Here is an 18,225-nt window from a genome sequence, read left to right as displayed (position 1 = left end):
TCGGTGGAGCTGCATGACAAGGTCATCGGGCATTATCTGAACATAAAACACTATCAGTAAGTTGGAGTCATTACCGACGAAATCATTTATATAAATGATTTCGTCTTTTTTATTGATATCAACAATACCATTTACATAAATCTACATTAATTAATAGATGTGATAAATATTTAATATTCTTAAGTATTTGTTGTATTTATATTGCATTGGTTAATTTGTTTTAAATCAATAAAACAATATGTTTACATTGCGGCAGCTTTTTTGATGTGAGAAATTTGTTCCAAGAGATACAGACTCTTAACAACCAAAAATAAATTTTATTAAGGAACATATTATGAAACGTTCAATTATTGCTGCCGCTGTCTTTTCTTCTTTTTTTATGAGCGCTGGAGTATTTGCTGCAGACGTTGATACCGGAACATTAACCATTAAAGGAAATATTGCAGAATCTCCGTGTAAATTCGAAGCGGGTGGTGATTCAGTAAGTATTAATATGCCGACTGTACCAACCACTGTCTTTGAAGGTAAAGCTAAATATTCTACCTATGATGATGCAGTCGGTGTAACCAGCAGCATGTTAAAAATTAGCTGCCCGAAAGAAGTTGCTGGTGTAAAACTCTCGTTGATCACAAACGACAAAATAACCGGTAACGATAAGGCGATAGCCAGTAGCAACGATACCGTAGGTGATAACAGCGATGTCCTAGATGTTTCTGCACCTTTTAACATTGAGAGTTATAAAACAGCGGAAGGTCAATATGCTATTCCGTTTAAAGCAAAATACCTGAAACTGACAGATAACTCAGTGCAATCAGGTGATGTGTTATCTTCTCTGGTTATGCGTGTGGCGCAGGATTAATAAATAAAATTGCAAGTTTCTCCAGGTAATAAACATGGCCGCTATCCCCATGGCGGCTTTTTAATTTAAGAGGCATTAAGATGAAAGGATTATTATCTTTACTCATTTTTTCTATGGTCCTTCCTGCACATGCCGGAATTGTTATCTACGGGACGCGCATTATTTACCCGGCAGAAAATAAAGAAGTTATGGTGCAGTTGATGAACCAGGGAAATCGTTCTTCGCTGCTGCAGGCGTGGATTGATGATGGCGATACGTCGTTACCACCAGAAAAAATTCAGGTTCCTTTCATGTTAACGCCACCAGTGGCAAAAATAGGGGCAAATTCCGGGCAGCAAGTAAAAATCAAAATTATGCCGAATAAACTGCCCACTAATAAAGAAAGCATTTTTTATCTGAATGTTCTGTATATTCCACCAAATAGTCCAGAGCAAGAAGGCAAGAATGCACTGAAGTTTGCGATGCAAAACAGAATTAAGTTGTTTTACCGGCCAGCGGGTATTGCTCCGGTAAATAAAGCGACCTTTAAAAAGTTACTGGTAAATCGCAGTGGCAATGGATTGGTGATAAAAAATGACTCAGCTAATTGGGTGACGATTTCGGATGTCAAAGCTAATAATGTTAAAGTCAATTATGAAACTATTATGATTGCCCCCTTAGAAAGTCAGAGTGTTAATATCAAAAGTAATAATGCAAATAACTGGTATCTGACCATTATCAATGACCACGGCAACTATATTAGTGACAAAATTTAATTGCAGGAGCTGCCTATGTTGAGAATGACCCCACTTGCATCAGCAATCGTAGCGTTATTGCTCGGCATTGAAGCTTATGCAGCTGAAGAAACCTTTGATACCCATTTTATGATAGGTGGAATGAAAGACCAGCAGGTTGCAAATATTCGTCTTGATGATAATCAACCCTTACCGGGGCAGTATGACATCGATATTTATGTCAATAAGCAATGGCGCGGGAAATATGAGATTATTGTTAAAGACAACCCGCAAGAAACATGTTTATCAAGAGAAGTTATCAAGCGGTTAGGCATTAATAGCGATAACTTCGCCAGCGGTAAGCAATGTTTAACATTTGAGCAACTTGTTCAGGGTGGGAGCTATAGCTGGGATATCGGGGTTTTTCGTCTCGATTTCAGTGTCCCGCAGGCTTGGGTGGAAGAACTGGAAAGTGGCTATGTTCCACCGGAAAACTGGGAGCGGGGTATTAATGCGTTTTATACTTCTTATTATGTGAGTCAGTATTACAGCGACTATAAAGCGTCGGGTAACAACAAGAGTACATATGTACGTTTTAACAGCGGGTTAAATTTACTGGAGTGGCAACTGCATTCTGATGCCAGTTTCAGTAAAACAAATAACAATCCAGGGGTGTGGAAAAGCAATACCCTGTATCTGGAACGTGGATTTGCCCAATTTCTCGGCACGCTTCGCGTGGGTGATATGTACACATCAAGCGATATTTTTGATTCTGTTCGCTTCAGCGGTGTGCGGTTGTTTCGTGATATGCAGATGTTGCCTAACTCGAAACAAAATTTTACGCCACGGGTGCAGGGGATTGCTCAGAGTAACGCGCTGGTAACTATTGAACAGAATGGTTTTGTGGTTTATCAGAAAGAGGTTCCTCCTGGCCCGTTTGCGATTACAGATTTGCAGTTGGCCGGTGGTGGAGCAGATCTTGATGTTAGCGTGAAAGAGGCGGACGGCTCGGTAACCACCTATCTGGTGCCTTATGCAGCGGTGCCAAATATGCTGCAACCCGGCGTGTCGAAATATGATTTTGCGGCGGGGGCGAGCAAGCAAAGTGATTTTGTCCAGGCAGGTTATCAGTATGGTTTTAATAACTTATTGACGCTGTATGGCGGCACGATGGTTGCTAATAATTACTATGCGTTTACCCTCGGAACGGGTTGGAACACGCGCATTGGCGCAATTTCCGTCGATGCCACGAAGTCGCATAGTAAACAAGACAACGGCGATGTGTTTGACGGGCAAAGTTATCAAATTGCCTACAACAAATTTGTGAGCCAAACGTCGACGCGTTTTGGTCTGGCGGCCTGGCGTTATTCGTCGCGTGATTACCGGACATTTAACGATCACGTTTGGGCAAACAATAAAGATAATTATCGCCGTGATGAAAACGATATCTATGACATTGCCGATTATTACCAGAACGATTTTGGCCGTAAAAATAGCTTTTCTGCCAATATGAGCCAGTCATTGCCAGAAGGCTGGGGTTCTGTGTCCTTAAGTACGTTATGGCGAGATTACTGGGGGCGTAGCGGCAGCAGTAAGGATTATCAGTTGAGTTATTCCAATAACTGGCGGCGGATAAGCTATACCCTCGCGGCAAGCCAGGCGTATGGCGAGAATCATCATGAAGAGAAACGTTTTAATATTTTTATATCAATTCCCTGTGATTGGGGTGATGACGTTACGACGCCTCGTCGGCAAATATATATGTCTAACTCAACGACGTTTGATGATCAGGGTTTTGCCTCAAATAATACGGGATTATCAGGAACAGTAGGGAGTCGGGATCAGTTCAATTATGGTGTCAACCTGAGTCATCAACATCAGGGAAATGAAACGACAGCTGGGGCGAATTTGACCTGGAACGCGCCGGTTGCGACAGTGAATGGCAGTTATAGTCAGTCGAGTACTTATCGACAGACTGGAGCCAGTGTTTCAGGGGGCATTGTCGCCTGGTCGGGTGGCGTTAATCTGGCGAACCGTCTTTCCGAAACGTTTGCTGTGATGAATGCGCCAGGAATTAAAGATGCTTATGTCAATGGGCAAAAATATCGCACAACAAACCGTAATGGAGTGGTGGTATACGACGGAATGACACCTTATCGGGAAAATCACCTGATGCTGGATGTGTCGCAAAGCGATAGCGAAGCAGAATTACGTGGCAACCGGAAAATTGCCGCCCCTTATCGCGGCGCGGTTGTACTGGTTAATTTTGATACCGATCAGCGCAAGCCCTGGTTTATAAAAGCGTTAAGAGCGGATGGTCAACCATTAACGTTTGGTTATGAAGTCAATGATATCCATGGTCATAATATTGGCGTTGTCGGCCAGGGAAGCCAGTTATTTATTCGCACCAATGAAATACCGCCATCGGTTAATGTAGCAATTGATAAGCAACAAGGACTTTCATGCACAATCACCTTCGGTAAAGAGATTGATGAAAGTAGAAATTATATTTGCCAGTAATAGTCAGGTGGTTCTATGGAAATTCGCATAATGCTATTTATATTAATGATGATGGTTATGCCTGTGAGCTATGCGGCATGTTATAGTGAGTTATCTGTTCAGCACAATTTGGTTGTTCAGGGGAATTTTGCACTTACTCAAACACAAATAGCGACATATGAGCATAATTTTAATGATTCGTCATGCGTGAGTACAAATACTATCACCCCTATGAGCCCATCGGATATTATTGTTGGACTTTATAACGATACCATTAAATTAAATTTACATTTTGAATGGACCAATAAAAACAACATCACGTTGTCAAATAATCAGAGCAGTTTCACCAGTGGTTATTCGGTAACGGTGACACCTGCGGCCAGTAATGCAAAAGTGAATATTTCTGCGGGGGGCGGTGGTTCAGTGATGATTAATGGTGTTGCGACATTATCCAGTGCTTCATCATCGACACGCGGGAGTGCCGCAGTACAATTTCTACTGTGTTTATTAGGTGGCAAGTCATGGGGTGCATGTGTAAATAGCTACAGAAATGCATTGGCACAAAATGCAGGTGTCTATTCCTTCAATCTGACATTGTCATACAACCCGATAACCACAACCTGCAAACAGGACGATTTATTAATTACTTTAGACAGTATTCCCGTTTTACAATTACCAGCCACAGGTAACAAAGCAACAATAAATAGTAAAAAAAGGGATATTATTCTGCGTTGTAAAAATTTATTAGGTCAACAAAATCAAACATCACGGAAAATGCAGGTGTATTTATCAAGTTCTGACTTGTTAACCAACAGCAACACAATACTGAAAGGTGCGGAAGATAATGCGTAGGATTTATTCTTGAAAGTAATGGTTCGCCAGTCACACTTTTAAATATCACTAACAGCAGTAAAGGATACACAAATTTAAAAGAAATTGCGGCAAAGTCAAAACTTACAGATACAACGGTTTCAATTCCGATAACAGCCAGTTACTACGTCTACGATACAAACAAAGTTAAATCTGGCGCACTGGAGGCAACCGCATTAATCAACGTGAAATACGACTAATAACAAGCAAAACGAGCAAGTGGCTAATAATAAAAAATAACAAGGTGTCTGCATTTCCCCCTCATGATGAGGGGGCTTTTTTTAGCGATGATAAAAAATCTCACCGTCGTAGGCTTTAATGATTTTACCGTCGGTGTCGCTGATCAACACGTACGCGCCACCCATATAGGTCCAGTGCGTCCCGGCATCAGGCGCGGGCAGGTTACGTAACTGCCACTGCTTAATGTTGTACTCATCGGTGCGGTACATCTCTGGGACGGTATCACCTGGTTTGAAATGCTTAAAGTCAGCAATGAAACTACTTAACTCATACTTAGAAATTCCCGAGGTATTGGTCGAACCCGCGGTGGCTGGTGCGGCCCAGGCGGCACTGGTAACCAGCAAAAGCACACCCAGCAACATCTTATTTTTAATGGTCATAAACTCTCCACTTTGGGGATCTGTAATATCAGTCGCATATCTTTCCTGTCATACAATATAACTGACAAGCGATATTTTGTTAGTGATCCCATGATTTCGTAAAAAGTGTAAATGAAAGGATGCCCTAAAAGCATCCTTAGCGAGCAGAGAGTCAGCGGAAATAGCTGATTTAAGAATCATCCTGGGCTGAAGATAACATGCAAGCCTAAAGGATTGAGTTATCGCATTATGCCCATGAAGCCATGTACGCCCATATACACACCGACTAAGCCAATCAACAGACTGGAAAAATAGGGGGCGCGTTTAGCGAGAGTGTTAAATCCGCTCCAGCGTTTTGCGACCTGCTGAACGCTGATTGCTGCGCCAACGCCTACGGTGACAAGCGTTAACGCCAGGCCAATGCTGAAACTGACGACCAGTGTTGCGCCCAGTGTCAGGGCTTTCAACTGAATGCATATCAACAGCACGGTAATTGCTGCCGGGCAGGGGATAAAGCCACCGGTTAAGCCAAATAACAAAATTTGCCAGTTGATGACCTCTCTACCATCAAAGCGTCGTTTAATGTCATTGGCATGGGCTCGTGCATGGGCATCCTGATACTCGCCATGTTCGTGATGGTGATGATGTCCTTGGTCGTGGTGATGTTCGTGATCGTGATGATGGTGATGATGCTCATAATCATGCCCGTGCATATTCTCCAGCCAGTTGCGTTCGCCGCGCTAGGTACGCCAGAACATCCAGAACGCGGTGCCAATAATGATCACTGCGGAAATCAGCTGGAGCCACGGTTCTGCTGATTGAGCAGTAAAGCGCTTACTGATCACCATCCCGCCAAAGGCAATCAACCAGACCACCGCGGTATGCGAAATGGTTGCTGCCAGTCCGAGCATCACCGCCTGTTTAATGGTGCCTTTGATGGCGATGATAAACGCCGCCATCATCGTTTTTGAGTGCCCTGGTTCCAGGCCATGAAGCGCACCAAGTAAGATGGCGCTGGGGATGAAGAACCAGGCGTTTCCTTGCTGAAGAAGAGTTGTAAATTCGGTCATGATAATAATTCTTAGTATTAATTCGGCAATCTGATTCTACTCCCCCCCAGTACCTGATACTACCCCCCCAGTAGATTAATAGTGCTATGATTTTTCATATTCTTGTTAACCAGGTGTTGCCATGTCTCATACAATCCGTGATAAACAGAAACTGAAAGCGCGTGCCAGTAAGATTCAGGGCCAGGTCGTGGCGCTCAAGAAAATGCTCGACGAGCCGCACGAATGCGCTGCAGTTTTACAACAGATTGCTGCTATCCGTGGAGCGGTAAACGGTCTGATGCGGGAAGTGATTAAAGGTCATCTGACGGAACACATCGTTCACCAGGGGGATGAGCTAAAACGTGAAGAAGATCTGGATGTCGTTCTGAAGGTGCTGGATTCATATATCAAATAATTTATTAACGCGATTGTAAAACTGCCGTTTTTCCTCGTTTACAACGGGGGCGCTGGACATTACCATCCTCCTCTGCGATTTATCATCGCAACCAAACGACTCGGGGTGCCCTTCTGCGTGAAGGCTGAGAAATACCCGTATCACCTGATCTGGATAATGCCAGCGTAGGGAAGTCACGGACCACCAGGTCATTGCTTCTTCACGTTATGGCAGGAGCAAACTATGCAAGTCGACCTGCTGAGTTCAGCGCAATCTGCGCACGCGTTACACCTTTTTCACCAACATTCCCCTCTTGTGCACTGCATGACCAATGATGTGGTGCAAACCTTTACCGCCAATACCTTGCTGGCGCTCGGTGCATCGCCAGCGATGGTTATCGAAACCGAAGAGGCCAGTCAGTTTGCGGCTATCGCCAGTGCCTTGTTGATTAACGTTGGCACACTGACGCAGCCACGCGCACAGGCGATGCGTGCTGCCGTTGAGCAAGCAAAAAGCTCTCAAACACGCTGGACGCTTGATCCAGTAGCGGTTGGTGCGCTCGATTATCGCCGCCATTTTTGTCATGAACTTTTATCTTTTAAACCGGCAGCGATACGTGGTAATGCTTCGGAAATCATGGCATTAGCTGGCATTGCTAATGGCGGACGGGGAGTGGATACCACTGACGCCGCAGCTAACGCGATACCCGCTGCACAAACACTGGCACGGGAAACTGGCGCAATCGTCGTGGTCACTGGCGAGGTGGATTATGTTACCGATGGACATCGTATCATTGGTATTCACGGTGGCGATCCGTTAATGACCAAAGTGGTAGGAACTGGCTGTGCATTATCGGCGGTTGTCGCTGCCTGCTGTGCGTTACCAGGCGATACGCTGGAAAATGTCGCATCTGCCTGTCACTGGATGAAACAAGCCGGAGAACGCGCAGTCGCCAGAAGCGAGGGGCCAGGCAGTTTTGTTCCACATTTCCTTGATGCGCTCTGGCAATTGACGCAGGAGGTGCAGGCATGAAACGAATTAACGCTCTGACGATTGCCGGTACTGATCCGAGTGGTGGTGCGGGGATTCAGGCCGATCTTAAAACCTTCTCGGCACTTGGCGCTTATGGTTGCTCAGTTATTACTGCACTGGTGGCGCAAAATACCCGTGGCGTACAGTCGGTGTATCGCATTGAGCCTGATTTTGTCGCCGCCCAGCTCGATTCGGTGTTCAGCGATGTGCGAATCGATACCACTAAAATCGGTATGTTGGCGGAAACCGATATTGTTGAAGCGGTGGCAGAACGGTTGCAACGTTATCAGATCCAAAACGTGGTACTCGACACCGTTATGCTGGCAAAAAGCGGCGACCCGCTGCTTTCACCTTCGGCGGTTGCTACGCTGCGCAGTCGATTATTGCCACAGGTTTCATTAATAACGCCAAACTTGCCCGAAGCTGCCGCCTTGCTCGACGCGCCACACGCGCGCACCGAACAGGAAATGCTGGAACAAGGGCGATCGCTGTTGGCGATGGGCTGTGGCGCAGTGCTAATGAAAGGTGGTCATCTGGATGATGAGCAAAGCCCGGACTGGCTGTTTACCCGCGAGGGTGAACAACGGTTTACCGCACCGCGCATTATGACCAAAAACACCCACGGCACTGGTTGTACACTCTCTGCGGCGTTGGCTGCACTACGCCCGCGCCATACAAACTGGGCTGACACCGTACAGGAGGCAAAAATCTGGCTTTCATCGGCGTTAGCCCAGGCCGACACGCTGGAAGTTGGTCACGGTATTGGTCCGGTTCACCACTTCCACGCCTGGTGGTGAGCACCGTACTATAGCTGCTTTGGTTATTGTCAGCCTTTGGCACTGACATTCAGGGATGAAACCAATGCAGCTAAGAATTACCAGTCGAAAAAAACTCACCGCTCTATTATGCGCTCTTGGGCTAATTTCCATCGTTGCAATTTATCCGCGTCAGACGGTGAATTTTTTCTATTCGACAGCAGTTCAGATTACAGACTACATCCACTTCTACGGTTATCGCCCGGTTAAATCTTTCGCTATTCGCATTCCTGCCAGTTACACCATTCACGGATTAGATGTTTCGCGCTGGCAGGAGCGTATCGACTGGCAGCGGGTGGCAAAAATGCGCGACAACGATATCCGCTTACAGTTTGCTTTTATTAAGGCTACGGAAGGCGAAAAGCTGGTGGACCCCTATTTTTCGCGTAACTGGCAATTAAGCCGCGAAAATGGCCTGCTGCGCGGGGCGTATCATTATTTCTCCCCGTCGGTATCCGCTTCAGTTCAGGCGCGATTATTTCTGCAAACGGTGGATTTCTCACAAGGCGATTTCCCTGCCGTGCTGGACGTAGAAGAACGGGGAAAATTATCGGCAAAAGAATTACGCAAGCGGGTAAGTCAGTGGCTAAAAATGGTCGAAAAACGCACGGGAAAAAAGCCGATTATTTACTCAGGAGCCGTTTTTTATCACACCAATCTGGCGGGCTATTTCAATGAATATCCGTGGTGGGTGGCTCACTATTATCAACGTCGTCCGGACAATGACGGCATGGCCTGGCGCTTCTGGCAGCATTCCGACCGTGGACAGGTAGATGGCATCAATGGTCCGGTGGATTTTAATGTGTTTAATGGCACGGGGATGAGTTGCAGGCATTCGTTGATGGGATTAAAGAAACGCCTTAAATAAGAAGCAGTGATATACTCCCACCAGACTCCCTGGCAGGAAAAAGACAAATGGAACAAGCGCATACCCAGCTGATTGCCCAACTGAACGAGCGTATTTTAGCGGCGGATAACACGCCGCTTTATATTAAGTTTGCCGAAACGGTAAAAAATGCCGTGCGCAGCGGGGTGCTGGAGCATGGCAATATTTTGCCCGGTGAGCGTGATTTAAGTCAGTTAACCGGCGTTTCGCGCATTACGGTGCGCAAGGCGATGCAGGCGCTGGAAGAAGAGGGCGTGGTGACGCGTTCGCGCGGTTACGGCACGCAGATCAACAACATCTTCGAATACTCGTTGAAAGAAGCGAGAGGTTTTTCTCAGCAGGTGGTATTGCGCGGGAAAAAGCCCGATACGCTATGGGTTAATAAGCGTGTCGTGAAATGTCCCGAAGAAGTTGCGCAGCAGCTGGCGGCCGAAGCGGGAAGTGATGTCTTTTTGCTTAAGCGTATTCGCTATGTCGATGAAGAAGCGGTATCGATTGAGGAATCGTGGGTTCCGGCGCATTTAATTCATGATGTTGATGCCATCGGAATTTCTCTTTATGACTATTTCCGCAGCCAGCACATTTACCCACAACGTACGCGTTCCCGCGTTAGCGCCCGGATGCCGGATGCCGAGTTTCAGTCACATATTCAGTTAGATAGCAAAATACCGGTGCTGGTGATCAAGCAAGTGGCGCTTGACCAACAGCAACGGCCTATTGAGTACAGCATTAGCCACTGTCGCAGCGATCTATACGTTTTTGTGTGCGAGGAGTAGTTCCTCGCGCGTTGGCGCACAATCACCGCCCCGATGCCCGACAACCCACGACGCCACTGCATTGCCCAGTAATACGGCATCCGCCAGTGGCAGACCAGAGGCCAGCCCGGCAAGTACGCCACCTGCATGACTGTCGCCCGCCCCAATGGTGTCTACAACTTGCGTTGGAAATGCCGGAATGCAGCCAGAAGCGTCGTTGCTGAAATACCATGCGCCTTCTTTATCGAGACGAACGATCAACGGCGCGGCAAATTTCTCCTGCCATTGCTTGCCAAGTGTTGTTATCTCTGCGGATAAAGCAAAACGTTCGGCGGCAATCTCAGCCTCTTGACGATTGAGTGACACTAAAGGTCGACAGGCCATGATCCGCGCCAGTAATGCGTCCGGGATATCGCCAATACGTGGGCAAAAATCGATAAACGGCGTCACGTCTTGCAGCTTTTCCAGCCATTCCACTAACAATTCGCCGCAGGGCGAGGCCAGTTGATAACCGGAAAAATAGAGCAGGTTGCCAGGCGCAACGGTTAATCGTGCCAACCATTGGCGATTCCATTGATTTTCCACACCGCTGAATGACATAAAAGTGCGTTCGCCATCCGGCTCAACCAGTGCCAGACACCAGCCGTTATCGCTTTCGGCGTTATCGATCAGGCTGATTAACCCCTCTTTCGCCATCCGGTTGCGAATAATCTCCGCCCACACGCCCTGACCGAGCGGCAAGGCATTACCCGCTTCGATGCCGAGGCGCTTTAACGCCACGGCAATATTCAGTGCGCAGCCGCCAACGTTAACGCTCTGCTGTTTCAGTTCGATATCGCACCCACGCCAGGGGAGGGCATAAGCGTCGGCGATCACGTCAATGACCGCCGCGCCGACGACCATCACCGGCTGACGCGTGGTTAATTCAGGCAGCAGTGTGTGTAATCGAGCGCCGCTCATACCGCCTCCCGTTGTTGACGATATTTCGCCAGCGCTGTGGCATAGCGGTTGAAATCAAGCTGATTTACCGCATCCAGCTCCGCCTTTAACGCAGGATCGACAGCGTTAATGCCATGCAACGCGCCGCAAATCGCCGTCGCCATAGCACCTATGGTGTCTGTGTCGCCGCCAAGATTGGCGCACAGGACGGCGCAGCGGTTTGGGTCGGTTTGTGCCAGTTCAACTAGCGCAATGGCGCACGGAACGGACTCAATAGTGCTGGTGCCTGCGCCAACGACCTGGTAAAGCTGTTCGCGGGCGGATTCGGTGCCGTCGGCATTACGCACAATTTTCAGCGCAATCTCCAGACGTGCCGCCAGTGAGGCGCTGAACGTGGTGGTGCGTTTTTGCTGTGCATGTCGCGCAATTGAAGGCAATGAATCAACAATCGCTGACCAGCGTTCTCCGTCAATGGCACGAGAAATCGCCCATGCGATGACTACCGCGCCTGCAACCGCCAGATCGGATTTATGGGTCGGGCTGGACGCCAGCGCCACATCATCAATAAAGGAATCAACATCACGCGCTGGAAGCAAACAACCTAATGGCGAGACGCGCATCGCTGCGCCGTTGGTTACGCCGTTGTTTTCCAGTTCAGCAACGGGTTTACCGTCGCGAATGGCGTTAAGCGCAATCTTCGAGGTCGGACCTAGTACGTTTTTGTTAAAGGCGTCGAAACGCAACGCCCAGTCGAGAATATTACGCCCAATCAGATTCGGATCGATCTTGCCTTCACATTCCAGTAACGCATCCGCCAGACACAGGCCATCGAGGTATCGTCGGTGAATTCGGCGCGGTTAAAATAACAGGCCGCGTTATTCTCCTTTGGTCCAGGCAGAAAACGGTCAATCCAGCCAAAGTGTGCTTTAACGCGGCTGCGTGGCCAAAGCTCGGAGGGCATCCCCATCGCATCCCCTAACGCCTGCCCATAAAGAGCACCGAGAATACGTTCTGTTTTCATTTAACTTCCCCTTGAATCGGAATTTACGGGAGCATAGTAATGACAGATATTGCGCAGTTGCTTGGCAAAGACGCCGACAACCTTTTACAGCACCGTTGTATGACTATTCCTTCTGACCAGCTTTATCTCCCCGGACATGACTACGTAGACCGCGTGATGATTGACAATAATCGCCCGCCAGCGGTGTTACGTAATATGCAGACGTTGTACAACACCGGGCGTCTGGCTGGCACAGGATATCTTTCTATTCTGCCGGTTGACCAGGGCGTTGAGCACTCTGCCGGAGCTTCATTTGCTGCTAACCCGCTCTACTTTGACCCGAAAAACATTGTTGAACTGGCGATCGAAGCGGGCTGTAACTGTGTGGCATCAACTTACGGCGTGTTGGTGTCGGTATCGCGGCGCTATGCGCATCGCATTCCATTTCTCGTCAAACTTAATCACAACGAGACGCTAAGTTACCCGAATACCTACGATCAAACGCTGTATGCCAGCGTGGAGCAGGCCTTCAACATGGGCGCGGTGGCGGTTGGTGCGACTATCTATTTTGGCTCGGAAGAGTCACGTCGCCAGATTGAAGAAATTTCTGCGGCCTTTGAACGCGCGCACGAGCTGGGCATGGTGACAGTGCTGTGGGCCTATTTGCGAAACTCCGCCTTTAAGAAAGATGGCGTTGATTACCATGTTTCCGCCGACCTGACTGGTCAGGCGAACCATCTGGCGGCAACCATAGGTGCAGATATCGTCAAACAAAAAATGGCGGAAAATAACGGCGGCTATAAAGCGATTAATTACGGTTATACCGACGATCGCGTGTACAGCAAGTTAACCAGCGAAAACCCGATTGATCTGGTGCGTTATCAGTTAGCTAACTGCTATATGGGCCGGGCTGGGTTGATAAACTCCGGCGGTGCTGCAGGCGGTGAAACTGACCTCAGCGATGCAGTGCGTACTGCGGTTATCAACAAACGCGCAGGCGGAATGGGGCTGATTCTTGGACGTAAGGCGTTCAAGAAATCGATGGCTGACGGCGTGAAACTGATTAATGCCGTGCAGGACGTTTATCTCGATAGCAAAATTACTATTGCCTGATACGCCTCATACGAACAGCACCACCCCGTAGGACGGATAAGACGTTTACACTGCATCCGGCAACCTATGCCTGATGCGACGCGGAAGCGTCTTATCATGCCTACATAGCACTGCCACGTATGTTTACACCGCATCCGGCATAAAAACACGCGCACTTTGCTACGGCTTCCCTATCGGGAGGCCGTTTTTTTGCCTTTCACTCCTCGAACAATTTTCATATTGTTGTTTTTGCGATCATTATCTCGACATTTAAAAGCAAATAATTTCATTATATTTTGAAATCGAAAGCAAACGACAAGATATGAAAATGTACGTGGTATCGACAAAGCAGATGCTGAACAACGCACAGCGCGGCGGTTATGCGGTTCCGGCATTCAATATTCACAATCTCGAAACGATGCAAGTGGTGGTGGAAACCGCTGCCAACCTGCATGCGCCGGTCATCATCGCCGGAACGCCTGGCACATTTACTCATGCTGGTACAGAAAATCTGTTGGCGCTGGTCAGCGCGATGGCGAAGCAATATCACCATCCACTGGCAATTCATCTCGACCATCACACGAAATTTGACGATATCGCTCAGAAGGTTCGTTCTGGCGTGCGCTCAGTCATGATTGACGCCTCGCATTTGCCTTTTGCGCAAAATATTTCACGGGTCAAAGAGGTGGTGGATTTTTGCCATCGCTTTGATGTCAGCGTCGAGGCGGAGCTGGGGCAACTTGGCGGCCAGGAAGATGATGTGCAAGTCAATGAAGTCGATGCGTTGTACACCAACCCCGCACAGGCGCGTGAATTTGCCGAGGCAACCGGGATTGATTCCCTGGCGGTCGCCATCGGCACGGCTCACGGTATGTATGCCAGCGCACCGGTGCTTGATTTTTCTCGACTGGAGAACATTCGCCAGTGGGTGAACTTACCGCTGGTGCTGCATGGCGCGTCAGGATTATCGACTAAGGATATTCAGCAAACCATCAAACTGGGGATATGCAAAATCAACGTTGCAACGGAGCTGAAAAATGCCTTCTTGCAGTCGTTAAAAAATTACCTGACCGAGCACCCCGAAGCGACCGATCCCCGGGATTATTTGCAGTCGGCTAAATCCGCAATGCGCGATGTGGTGAGCAAAGTGATTGCCGATTGTGGCTGCGAGGGCAGGGCATAACGCACCTGCCATTTAACAAGGAAAAAACATGAAAACGTTAATTGCCCGGCATAAAGCTGGTGAACATATCGGCATATGTTCAGTCTGTTCTGCCCATCCGTTGGTTATCGAAGCGGCGCTGGCATTTGATCGCAACAGCACGCGCAAAGTGCTGATTGAAGCAACGTCAAACCAGGTCAATCAATTTGGCGGTTATACCGGAATGACACCGGCAGACTTTCGCGAATTTGTTTTTACGATTGCCGATAAAGTTGGGTTTGCACGCGAACGCATTATTCTCGGCGGCGATCATCTGGGACCAAACTGCTGGCAGCAAGAAAATGCGGATGCGGCGATGGAAAAATCCGTCGAGCTGGTAAAAGCATATGTTCGTGCTGGCTTCAGTAAAATTCATCTTGATGCGTCAATGTCCTGCGCGGGGGATACCATACCGTTAGCACCAGAAACGGTTGCGGAACGAGCTGCTGTGCTTTGCTTTGCTGCGGAAAGTGTGGCGACAGATTGCCAGCGTGAGCAACTGAGCTATGTCATTGGCACTGAAGTTCCGGTTCCGGGCGGTGAGGCCAGCGCCATTCAGTCAGTACACATCACCCATGTTGAAGATGCCGCCAATACTTTACGTACGCATCAAAAGGCCTTTATTGCCCGTGGGCTGACAGAGGCGTTAACACGTGTGATTGCCATCGTGGTGCAGCCGGGTGTGGAATTTGATCACAGCAATATTATCCATTATCAGCCGCAGGAAGCGCAGGCACTGGCGCAATGGATAGAAAACACCCGAATGGTTTATGAAGCACATTCTACCGATTACCAGACCCGGACGGCTTATTGGGAATTAGTCCGCGATCACTTTGCAATATTGAAAGTCGGTCCCGCATTAACCTTTGCTTTACGCGAGGCGATATTTGCACTGGCACAAATTGAGCAGGAACTTATCGCCCCCGAAAATCGCAGCGGTTGCCTGGCGGTAATTGAAGAAGTGATGCTCGACGAACCGCAATACTGGAAAAAATATTATCGCACGGGTTTTAACGATTCATTACTGGATATTCGTTACAGCCTGTCGGATCGTATTCGTTATTACTGGCCGCATAGTCGGATTAAAAATAGCGTTGAAACGATGATGGTGAATCTGCAAGGCGTGGACATCCCACTGGGCATGATTAGTCAGTATCTTCCCAAACAATTTGAACGCATTCAGTCCGGGGAATTATCAGCAATGCCGCATCAGCTTATTATGAATAAAATTTATGATGTTTTGCGCGCCTATCGCTACGGCTGTGCGGAATAAGGACGGTATATGACTAACCTGTTTGTTCGTAGCGGAATTTCTTTTGTCGATCGTAGCGAAGTTTTAACCTATATCGGTAATGAGATGCTCGCGAAAGGTGTGGTTCATGATACCTGGCCACAGGCATTAATTGCCAGAGAAGCAGAATTCCCTACCGGGATAATGCTTGAGCAGCACGCCATTGCAATACCGCATTGTGAGGCGATTCATGCTAAGTCGTCAGCCATTTATCTGTTAAGGCCAACAAATAAAGTTCATTTTCAGCAAGCGGATGATGATAACGACGTGGCGGTATCGTTGGTTATTGCGTTGATTGTGGAAAATCCGCAGCAGCAATTGAAACTTTTACGCTGTTTATTTGGCAAGTTACAACAGCCCGATATCGTCGAGACACTAATTACTCTTCCTGAAACTCAGTTAAAGGAATACTTCACAAAGTATGTTTTAGATTCAGACGAATAAATCCCTCTGTAACAATAAAAAGGACTATTTATGAAACGCAAGATTATTGTCGCTTGCGGAGGCGCGGTTGCGACCTCTACGATGGCGGCGGAAGAAATTAAAGAGTTGTGTCAGAGTCATAATATTCCTGTTGAATTAATCCAGTGTCGGGTTAATGAAATAGAAACCTATATGGATGGTGTGCATTTGATATGTACCACTGCCAGGGTGGATCGTAGTTTTGGCGATATTCCGTTAGTTCACGGCATGCCTTTTGTTTCTGGTGTCGGTATCGAAGCATTACAAAATAAAATTCTGACTATCTTACAGGGATGACCTATGTTTTCAGAAGTCATGCGTTATATTCTCGACCTCGGCCCTACAGTGATGCTGCCGGTTGTCATCATTATTTTTTCTAAAATATTAGGCATGAAGGCAGGCGATTGCTTTAAAGCGGGTCTGCATATCGGGATTGGCTTTGTTGGCATTGGCCTTGTGATTGGCTTAATGCTGGATTCCATTGGTCCGGCGGCGAAAGCGATGGCGGAAAATTTCGACCTGAATCTGCATGTGGTCGATGTCGGCTGGCCGGGCTCTTCACCAATGACCTGGGCGTCGCAAATTGCGCTGGTGGCGATTCCGATTGCGATATTGGTTAACGTGGCGATGTTACTGACCCGTATGACGCGGGTGGTAAATGTTGATATCTGGAATATCTGGCATATGACCTTCACCGGCGCGTTGCTGCACCTGGCAACCGGTTCATGGATGATAGGGATGGCGGGTGTGGTAATTCACGCGGCGTTTGTTTATAAGCTCGGCGACTGGTTTGCCCGCGATACCCGAAATTTCTTTGAGCTGGAAGGTATTGCTATTCCGCACGGTACGTCGGCGTATATGGGGCCGATTGCGGTGCTGGTCGATGCTATCATCGAGAAAATCCCAGGCGTTAACCGAATTAAATTTAGCGCCGACGATATTCAGCGCAAATTTGGCCCTTTTGGCGAACCTGTCACCGTGGGTTTTGTGATGGGGCTGATTATCGGCATCCTCGCGGGTTACGATGTCAAAGGTGTATTGCAGCTGGCGGTAAAAACGGCGGCAGTTATGCTGCTGATGCCACGGATGATTAAACCCATCATGGATGGTTTAACGCCCATCGCTAAGCAGGCCCGTAGTCGTTTACAGGCGAAGTTCGGCGGTCAGGAGTTCCTGATTGGCCTGGATCCCGCATTACTGCTGGGGCATACGGCGGTGGTATCGGCAAGCCTGATTTTTATTCCGCTCACCATTTTAATTGCTGTTTGTGTTCCGGGTAATCAGGTACTGCCGTTTGGCGATCTTGCCACTATCGGCTTCTTCGTGGCGATGGCGGTCGCGGTGCATCGTGGAAATCTGTTCCGCACCTTAATCTCGGGTGTCATCATTATGAGCATCACCCTGTGGATCGCGACGCAAACTATTGGTTTGCACACCCAACCGGCGGCTAATGCTGGGGCGTTAAAAGCCGGGGGTATGGTGGCTTCAATGGATCAGGGCGGTTCTCCCATTACCTGGTTACTGATTCAGGTTTTCTCCCCGCAAAATATTCCCGGTTTCATTATTATCGGCGCAATTTATCTGACCGGTATTTTCATGACCTGGCGTAGAGCGCGTGGTTTTACTAAACAAGAGAAAGCCGTTCTCGCAGAATAATTTTTACCTGAGGGGGAGGTTATCCCCCTTAACAATCAGGGTAATGCTGCCAACTTACTGATTTAGTGTATGATGGTGATTTTAAGGTGCTTGCGTGGCTTCCATTTCCATCA

Annotated in this window: 16 protein-coding genes, 4 pseudogenes and 1 riboswitch; of the genes and pseudogenes, 16 read left to right on the top strand and 4 right to left on the bottom strand. The window is 48.0% G+C overall.

Annotated elements, in window-relative coordinates:
* The 5 genes and pseudogenes from ABZJ92_RS15625 to ABZJ92_RS15605 form a co-directional block, all read left to right on the top strand.
* The coding region (locus ABZJ92_RS15625; protein WP_071528444.1) for an IS1 family transposase at nt 1-60 on the top strand (60 nt) is incomplete at its 5' end.
* A 274-nt stretch (nt 61-334) separates the two neighbouring features.
* Nucleotides 335-859 (top strand): fimbrial protein, encoded by a 525-nt coding sequence (locus ABZJ92_RS15620; RefSeq protein ID WP_000830460.1) that lies wholly within the window; start codon nt 335-337, stop codon nt 857-859.
* 80 nt (nt 860-939) lie between these two features.
* Nucleotides 940-1,614 carry a fimbria/pilus periplasmic chaperone gene (locus tag ABZJ92_RS15615; RefSeq protein ID WP_000677404.1) on the top strand — a complete coding sequence of 225 codons (675 nt, stop codon included), beginning with the start codon at nt 940-942 and terminating at the stop codon, nt 1,612-1,614.
* A gap of 15 nt (nt 1,615-1,629) precedes the next feature.
* Nucleotides 1,630-4,092, top strand: a complete 2,463-nt coding sequence (locus tag ABZJ92_RS15610) for a fimbrial biogenesis outer membrane usher protein (RefSeq protein WP_000945430.1) — start codon at nt 1,630-1,632, stop codon at nt 4,090-4,092.
* A gap of 15 nt (nt 4,093-4,107) precedes the next feature.
* A pseudogene (locus ABZJ92_RS15605) lies at nt 4,108-5,141 on the top strand (putative fimbrial-like adhesin protein).
* An 81-nt stretch (nt 5,142-5,222) separates the two neighbouring features.
* Here the strand turns inward: ABZJ92_RS15605 and rcnB are convergent.
* Together rcnB and rcnA are read right to left on the bottom strand one after the other, a co-directional pair.
* The gene (gene rcnB, locus ABZJ92_RS15600) at nt 5,223-5,561 is read right to left on the bottom strand and encodes a Ni(II)/Co(II) efflux transporter accessory subunit RcnB (RefSeq protein WP_000153074.1); all 339 of its coding nucleotides are present in this window, start codon (nt 5,559-5,561) and stop codon (nt 5,223-5,225) included.
* Nucleotides 5,562-5,779: 218 nt separating this feature from the next.
* A pseudogene (gene rcnA, locus ABZJ92_RS15595) lies at nt 5,780-6,610 on the bottom strand (nickel/cobalt efflux protein RcnA).
* A 121-nt stretch (nt 6,611-6,731) separates the two neighbouring features.
* Between rcnA and rcnR the strand changes: the two are divergent.
* The 5 genes and pseudogenes from rcnR to ABZJ92_RS15570 all read left to right on the top strand — a co-directional run bounded on the left by rcnR (nt 6,732) and on the right by ABZJ92_RS15570 (nt 10,492).
* Entirely contained in the window at nt 6,732-7,004 is a 273-nt protein-coding gene (gene rcnR, locus ABZJ92_RS15590; protein ID WP_000019944.1) for a Ni(II)/Co(II)-binding transcriptional repressor RcnR, read from the top strand.
* A gap of 91 nt (nt 7,005-7,095) precedes the next feature.
* Nucleotides 7,096-7,192, top strand: a riboswitch (TPP riboswitch).
* Nucleotides 7,193-7,226: 34 nt separating this feature from the next.
* Nucleotides 7,227-8,015 carry a hydroxyethylthiazole kinase gene (thiM, locus tag ABZJ92_RS15585; RefSeq protein WP_001195611.1) on the top strand — a complete coding sequence of 263 codons (789 nt, stop codon included), beginning with the start codon at nt 7,227-7,229 and terminating at the stop codon, nt 8,013-8,015.
* Nucleotides 8,012-8,812 (top strand): bifunctional hydroxymethylpyrimidine kinase/phosphomethylpyrimidine kinase, encoded by an 801-nt coding sequence (gene thiD, locus ABZJ92_RS15580; protein ID WP_000822271.1) that lies wholly within the window; start codon nt 8,012-8,014, stop codon nt 8,810-8,812. Before thiM ends, thiD begins: the two co-directional genes overlap by 4 nt.
* Nucleotides 8,813-8,876: 64 nt before the next feature.
* Nucleotides 8,877-9,694: pseudogene (locus ABZJ92_RS15575) on the top strand (glycoside hydrolase family 25 protein).
* Between the two features lie 51 nt (nt 9,695-9,745).
* Nucleotides 9,746-10,492 (top strand): GntR family transcriptional regulator, encoded by a 747-nt coding sequence (locus tag ABZJ92_RS15570; protein WP_000434028.1) that lies wholly within the window; start codon nt 9,746-9,748, stop codon nt 10,490-10,492.
* Here the strand turns inward: ABZJ92_RS15570 and ABZJ92_RS15565 are convergent.
* Together ABZJ92_RS15565 and ABZJ92_RS15560 are read right to left on the bottom strand one after the other, a co-directional pair.
* Nucleotides 10,466-11,431: a carbohydrate kinase family protein gene (locus ABZJ92_RS15565; protein WP_000011982.1), complete on the bottom strand. Its 966-nt coding sequence runs from the start codon at nt 11,429-11,431 to the stop codon at nt 10,466-10,468. The genes ABZJ92_RS15570 and ABZJ92_RS15565 overlap by 27 nt on opposite strands.
* Nucleotides 11,428-12,431: pseudogene (locus ABZJ92_RS15560) on the bottom strand (ADP-ribosylglycohydrolase family protein). Before ABZJ92_RS15560 ends, ABZJ92_RS15565 begins: the two are co-directional and overlap by 4 nt.
* A 39-nt stretch (nt 12,432-12,470) precedes the next feature.
* On the opposite strand from ABZJ92_RS15560, the gene fbaB reads away from it, so the two are divergent.
* The 6 genes from fbaB to ABZJ92_RS15530 all read left to right on the top strand — a co-directional run bounded on the left by fbaB (nt 12,471) and on the right by ABZJ92_RS15530 (nt 18,112).
* Nucleotides 12,471-13,523 (top strand): class I fructose-bisphosphate aldolase, encoded by a 1,053-nt coding sequence (gene fbaB / locus ABZJ92_RS15555; protein WP_000129574.1) that lies wholly within the window; start codon nt 12,471-12,473, stop codon nt 13,521-13,523.
* A 307-nt stretch (nt 13,524-13,830) separates the two neighbouring features.
* Nucleotides 13,831-14,685, top strand: a complete 855-nt coding sequence (gene gatY / locus ABZJ92_RS15550; RefSeq protein WP_005049088.1) for a tagatose-bisphosphate aldolase subunit GatY — start codon at nt 13,831-13,833, stop codon at nt 14,683-14,685.
* A gap of 28 nt (nt 14,686-14,713) precedes the next feature.
* Nucleotides 14,714-15,976, top strand: coding sequence for a tagatose-bisphosphate aldolase subunit GatZ (gene gatZ, locus ABZJ92_RS15545; RefSeq protein ID WP_000853873.1), 1,263 nt, complete (start codon nt 14,714-14,716; stop codon nt 15,974-15,976).
* A 9-nt stretch (nt 15,977-15,985) separates the two neighbouring features.
* The gene (gene gatA / locus ABZJ92_RS15540; protein WP_000182919.1) at nt 15,986-16,438 is read left to right on the top strand and encodes a PTS galactitol transporter subunit IIA; all 453 of its coding nucleotides are present in this window, start codon (nt 15,986-15,988) and stop codon (nt 16,436-16,438) included.
* Between the two features lie 30 nt (nt 16,439-16,468).
* Nucleotides 16,469-16,753: a PTS galactitol transporter subunit IIB gene (gatB, locus tag ABZJ92_RS15535; RefSeq protein WP_000823288.1), complete on the top strand. Its 285-nt coding sequence runs from the start codon at nt 16,469-16,471 to the stop codon at nt 16,751-16,753.
* Between the two features lie 3 nt (nt 16,754-16,756).
* Nucleotides 16,757-18,112 carry a PTS galactitol transporter subunit IIC gene (locus ABZJ92_RS15530; RefSeq protein WP_000490711.1) on the top strand — a complete coding sequence of 452 codons (1,356 nt, stop codon included), beginning with the start codon at nt 16,757-16,759 and terminating at the stop codon, nt 18,110-18,112.
* Nucleotides 18,113-18,225: the final 113 nt, after the last annotated feature.

It is taken from the genome of Shigella sp. FJ200513 (assembly GCF_040495915.1).
In the GTDB taxonomy this organism is placed as follows: domain Bacteria; phylum Pseudomonadota; class Gammaproteobacteria; order Enterobacterales; family Enterobacteriaceae; genus ECMA0423.
The sequence above is the reverse complement of the archived record's forward strand: the minus strand, read 5'-3'. Positions and strand labels throughout refer to the sequence as shown.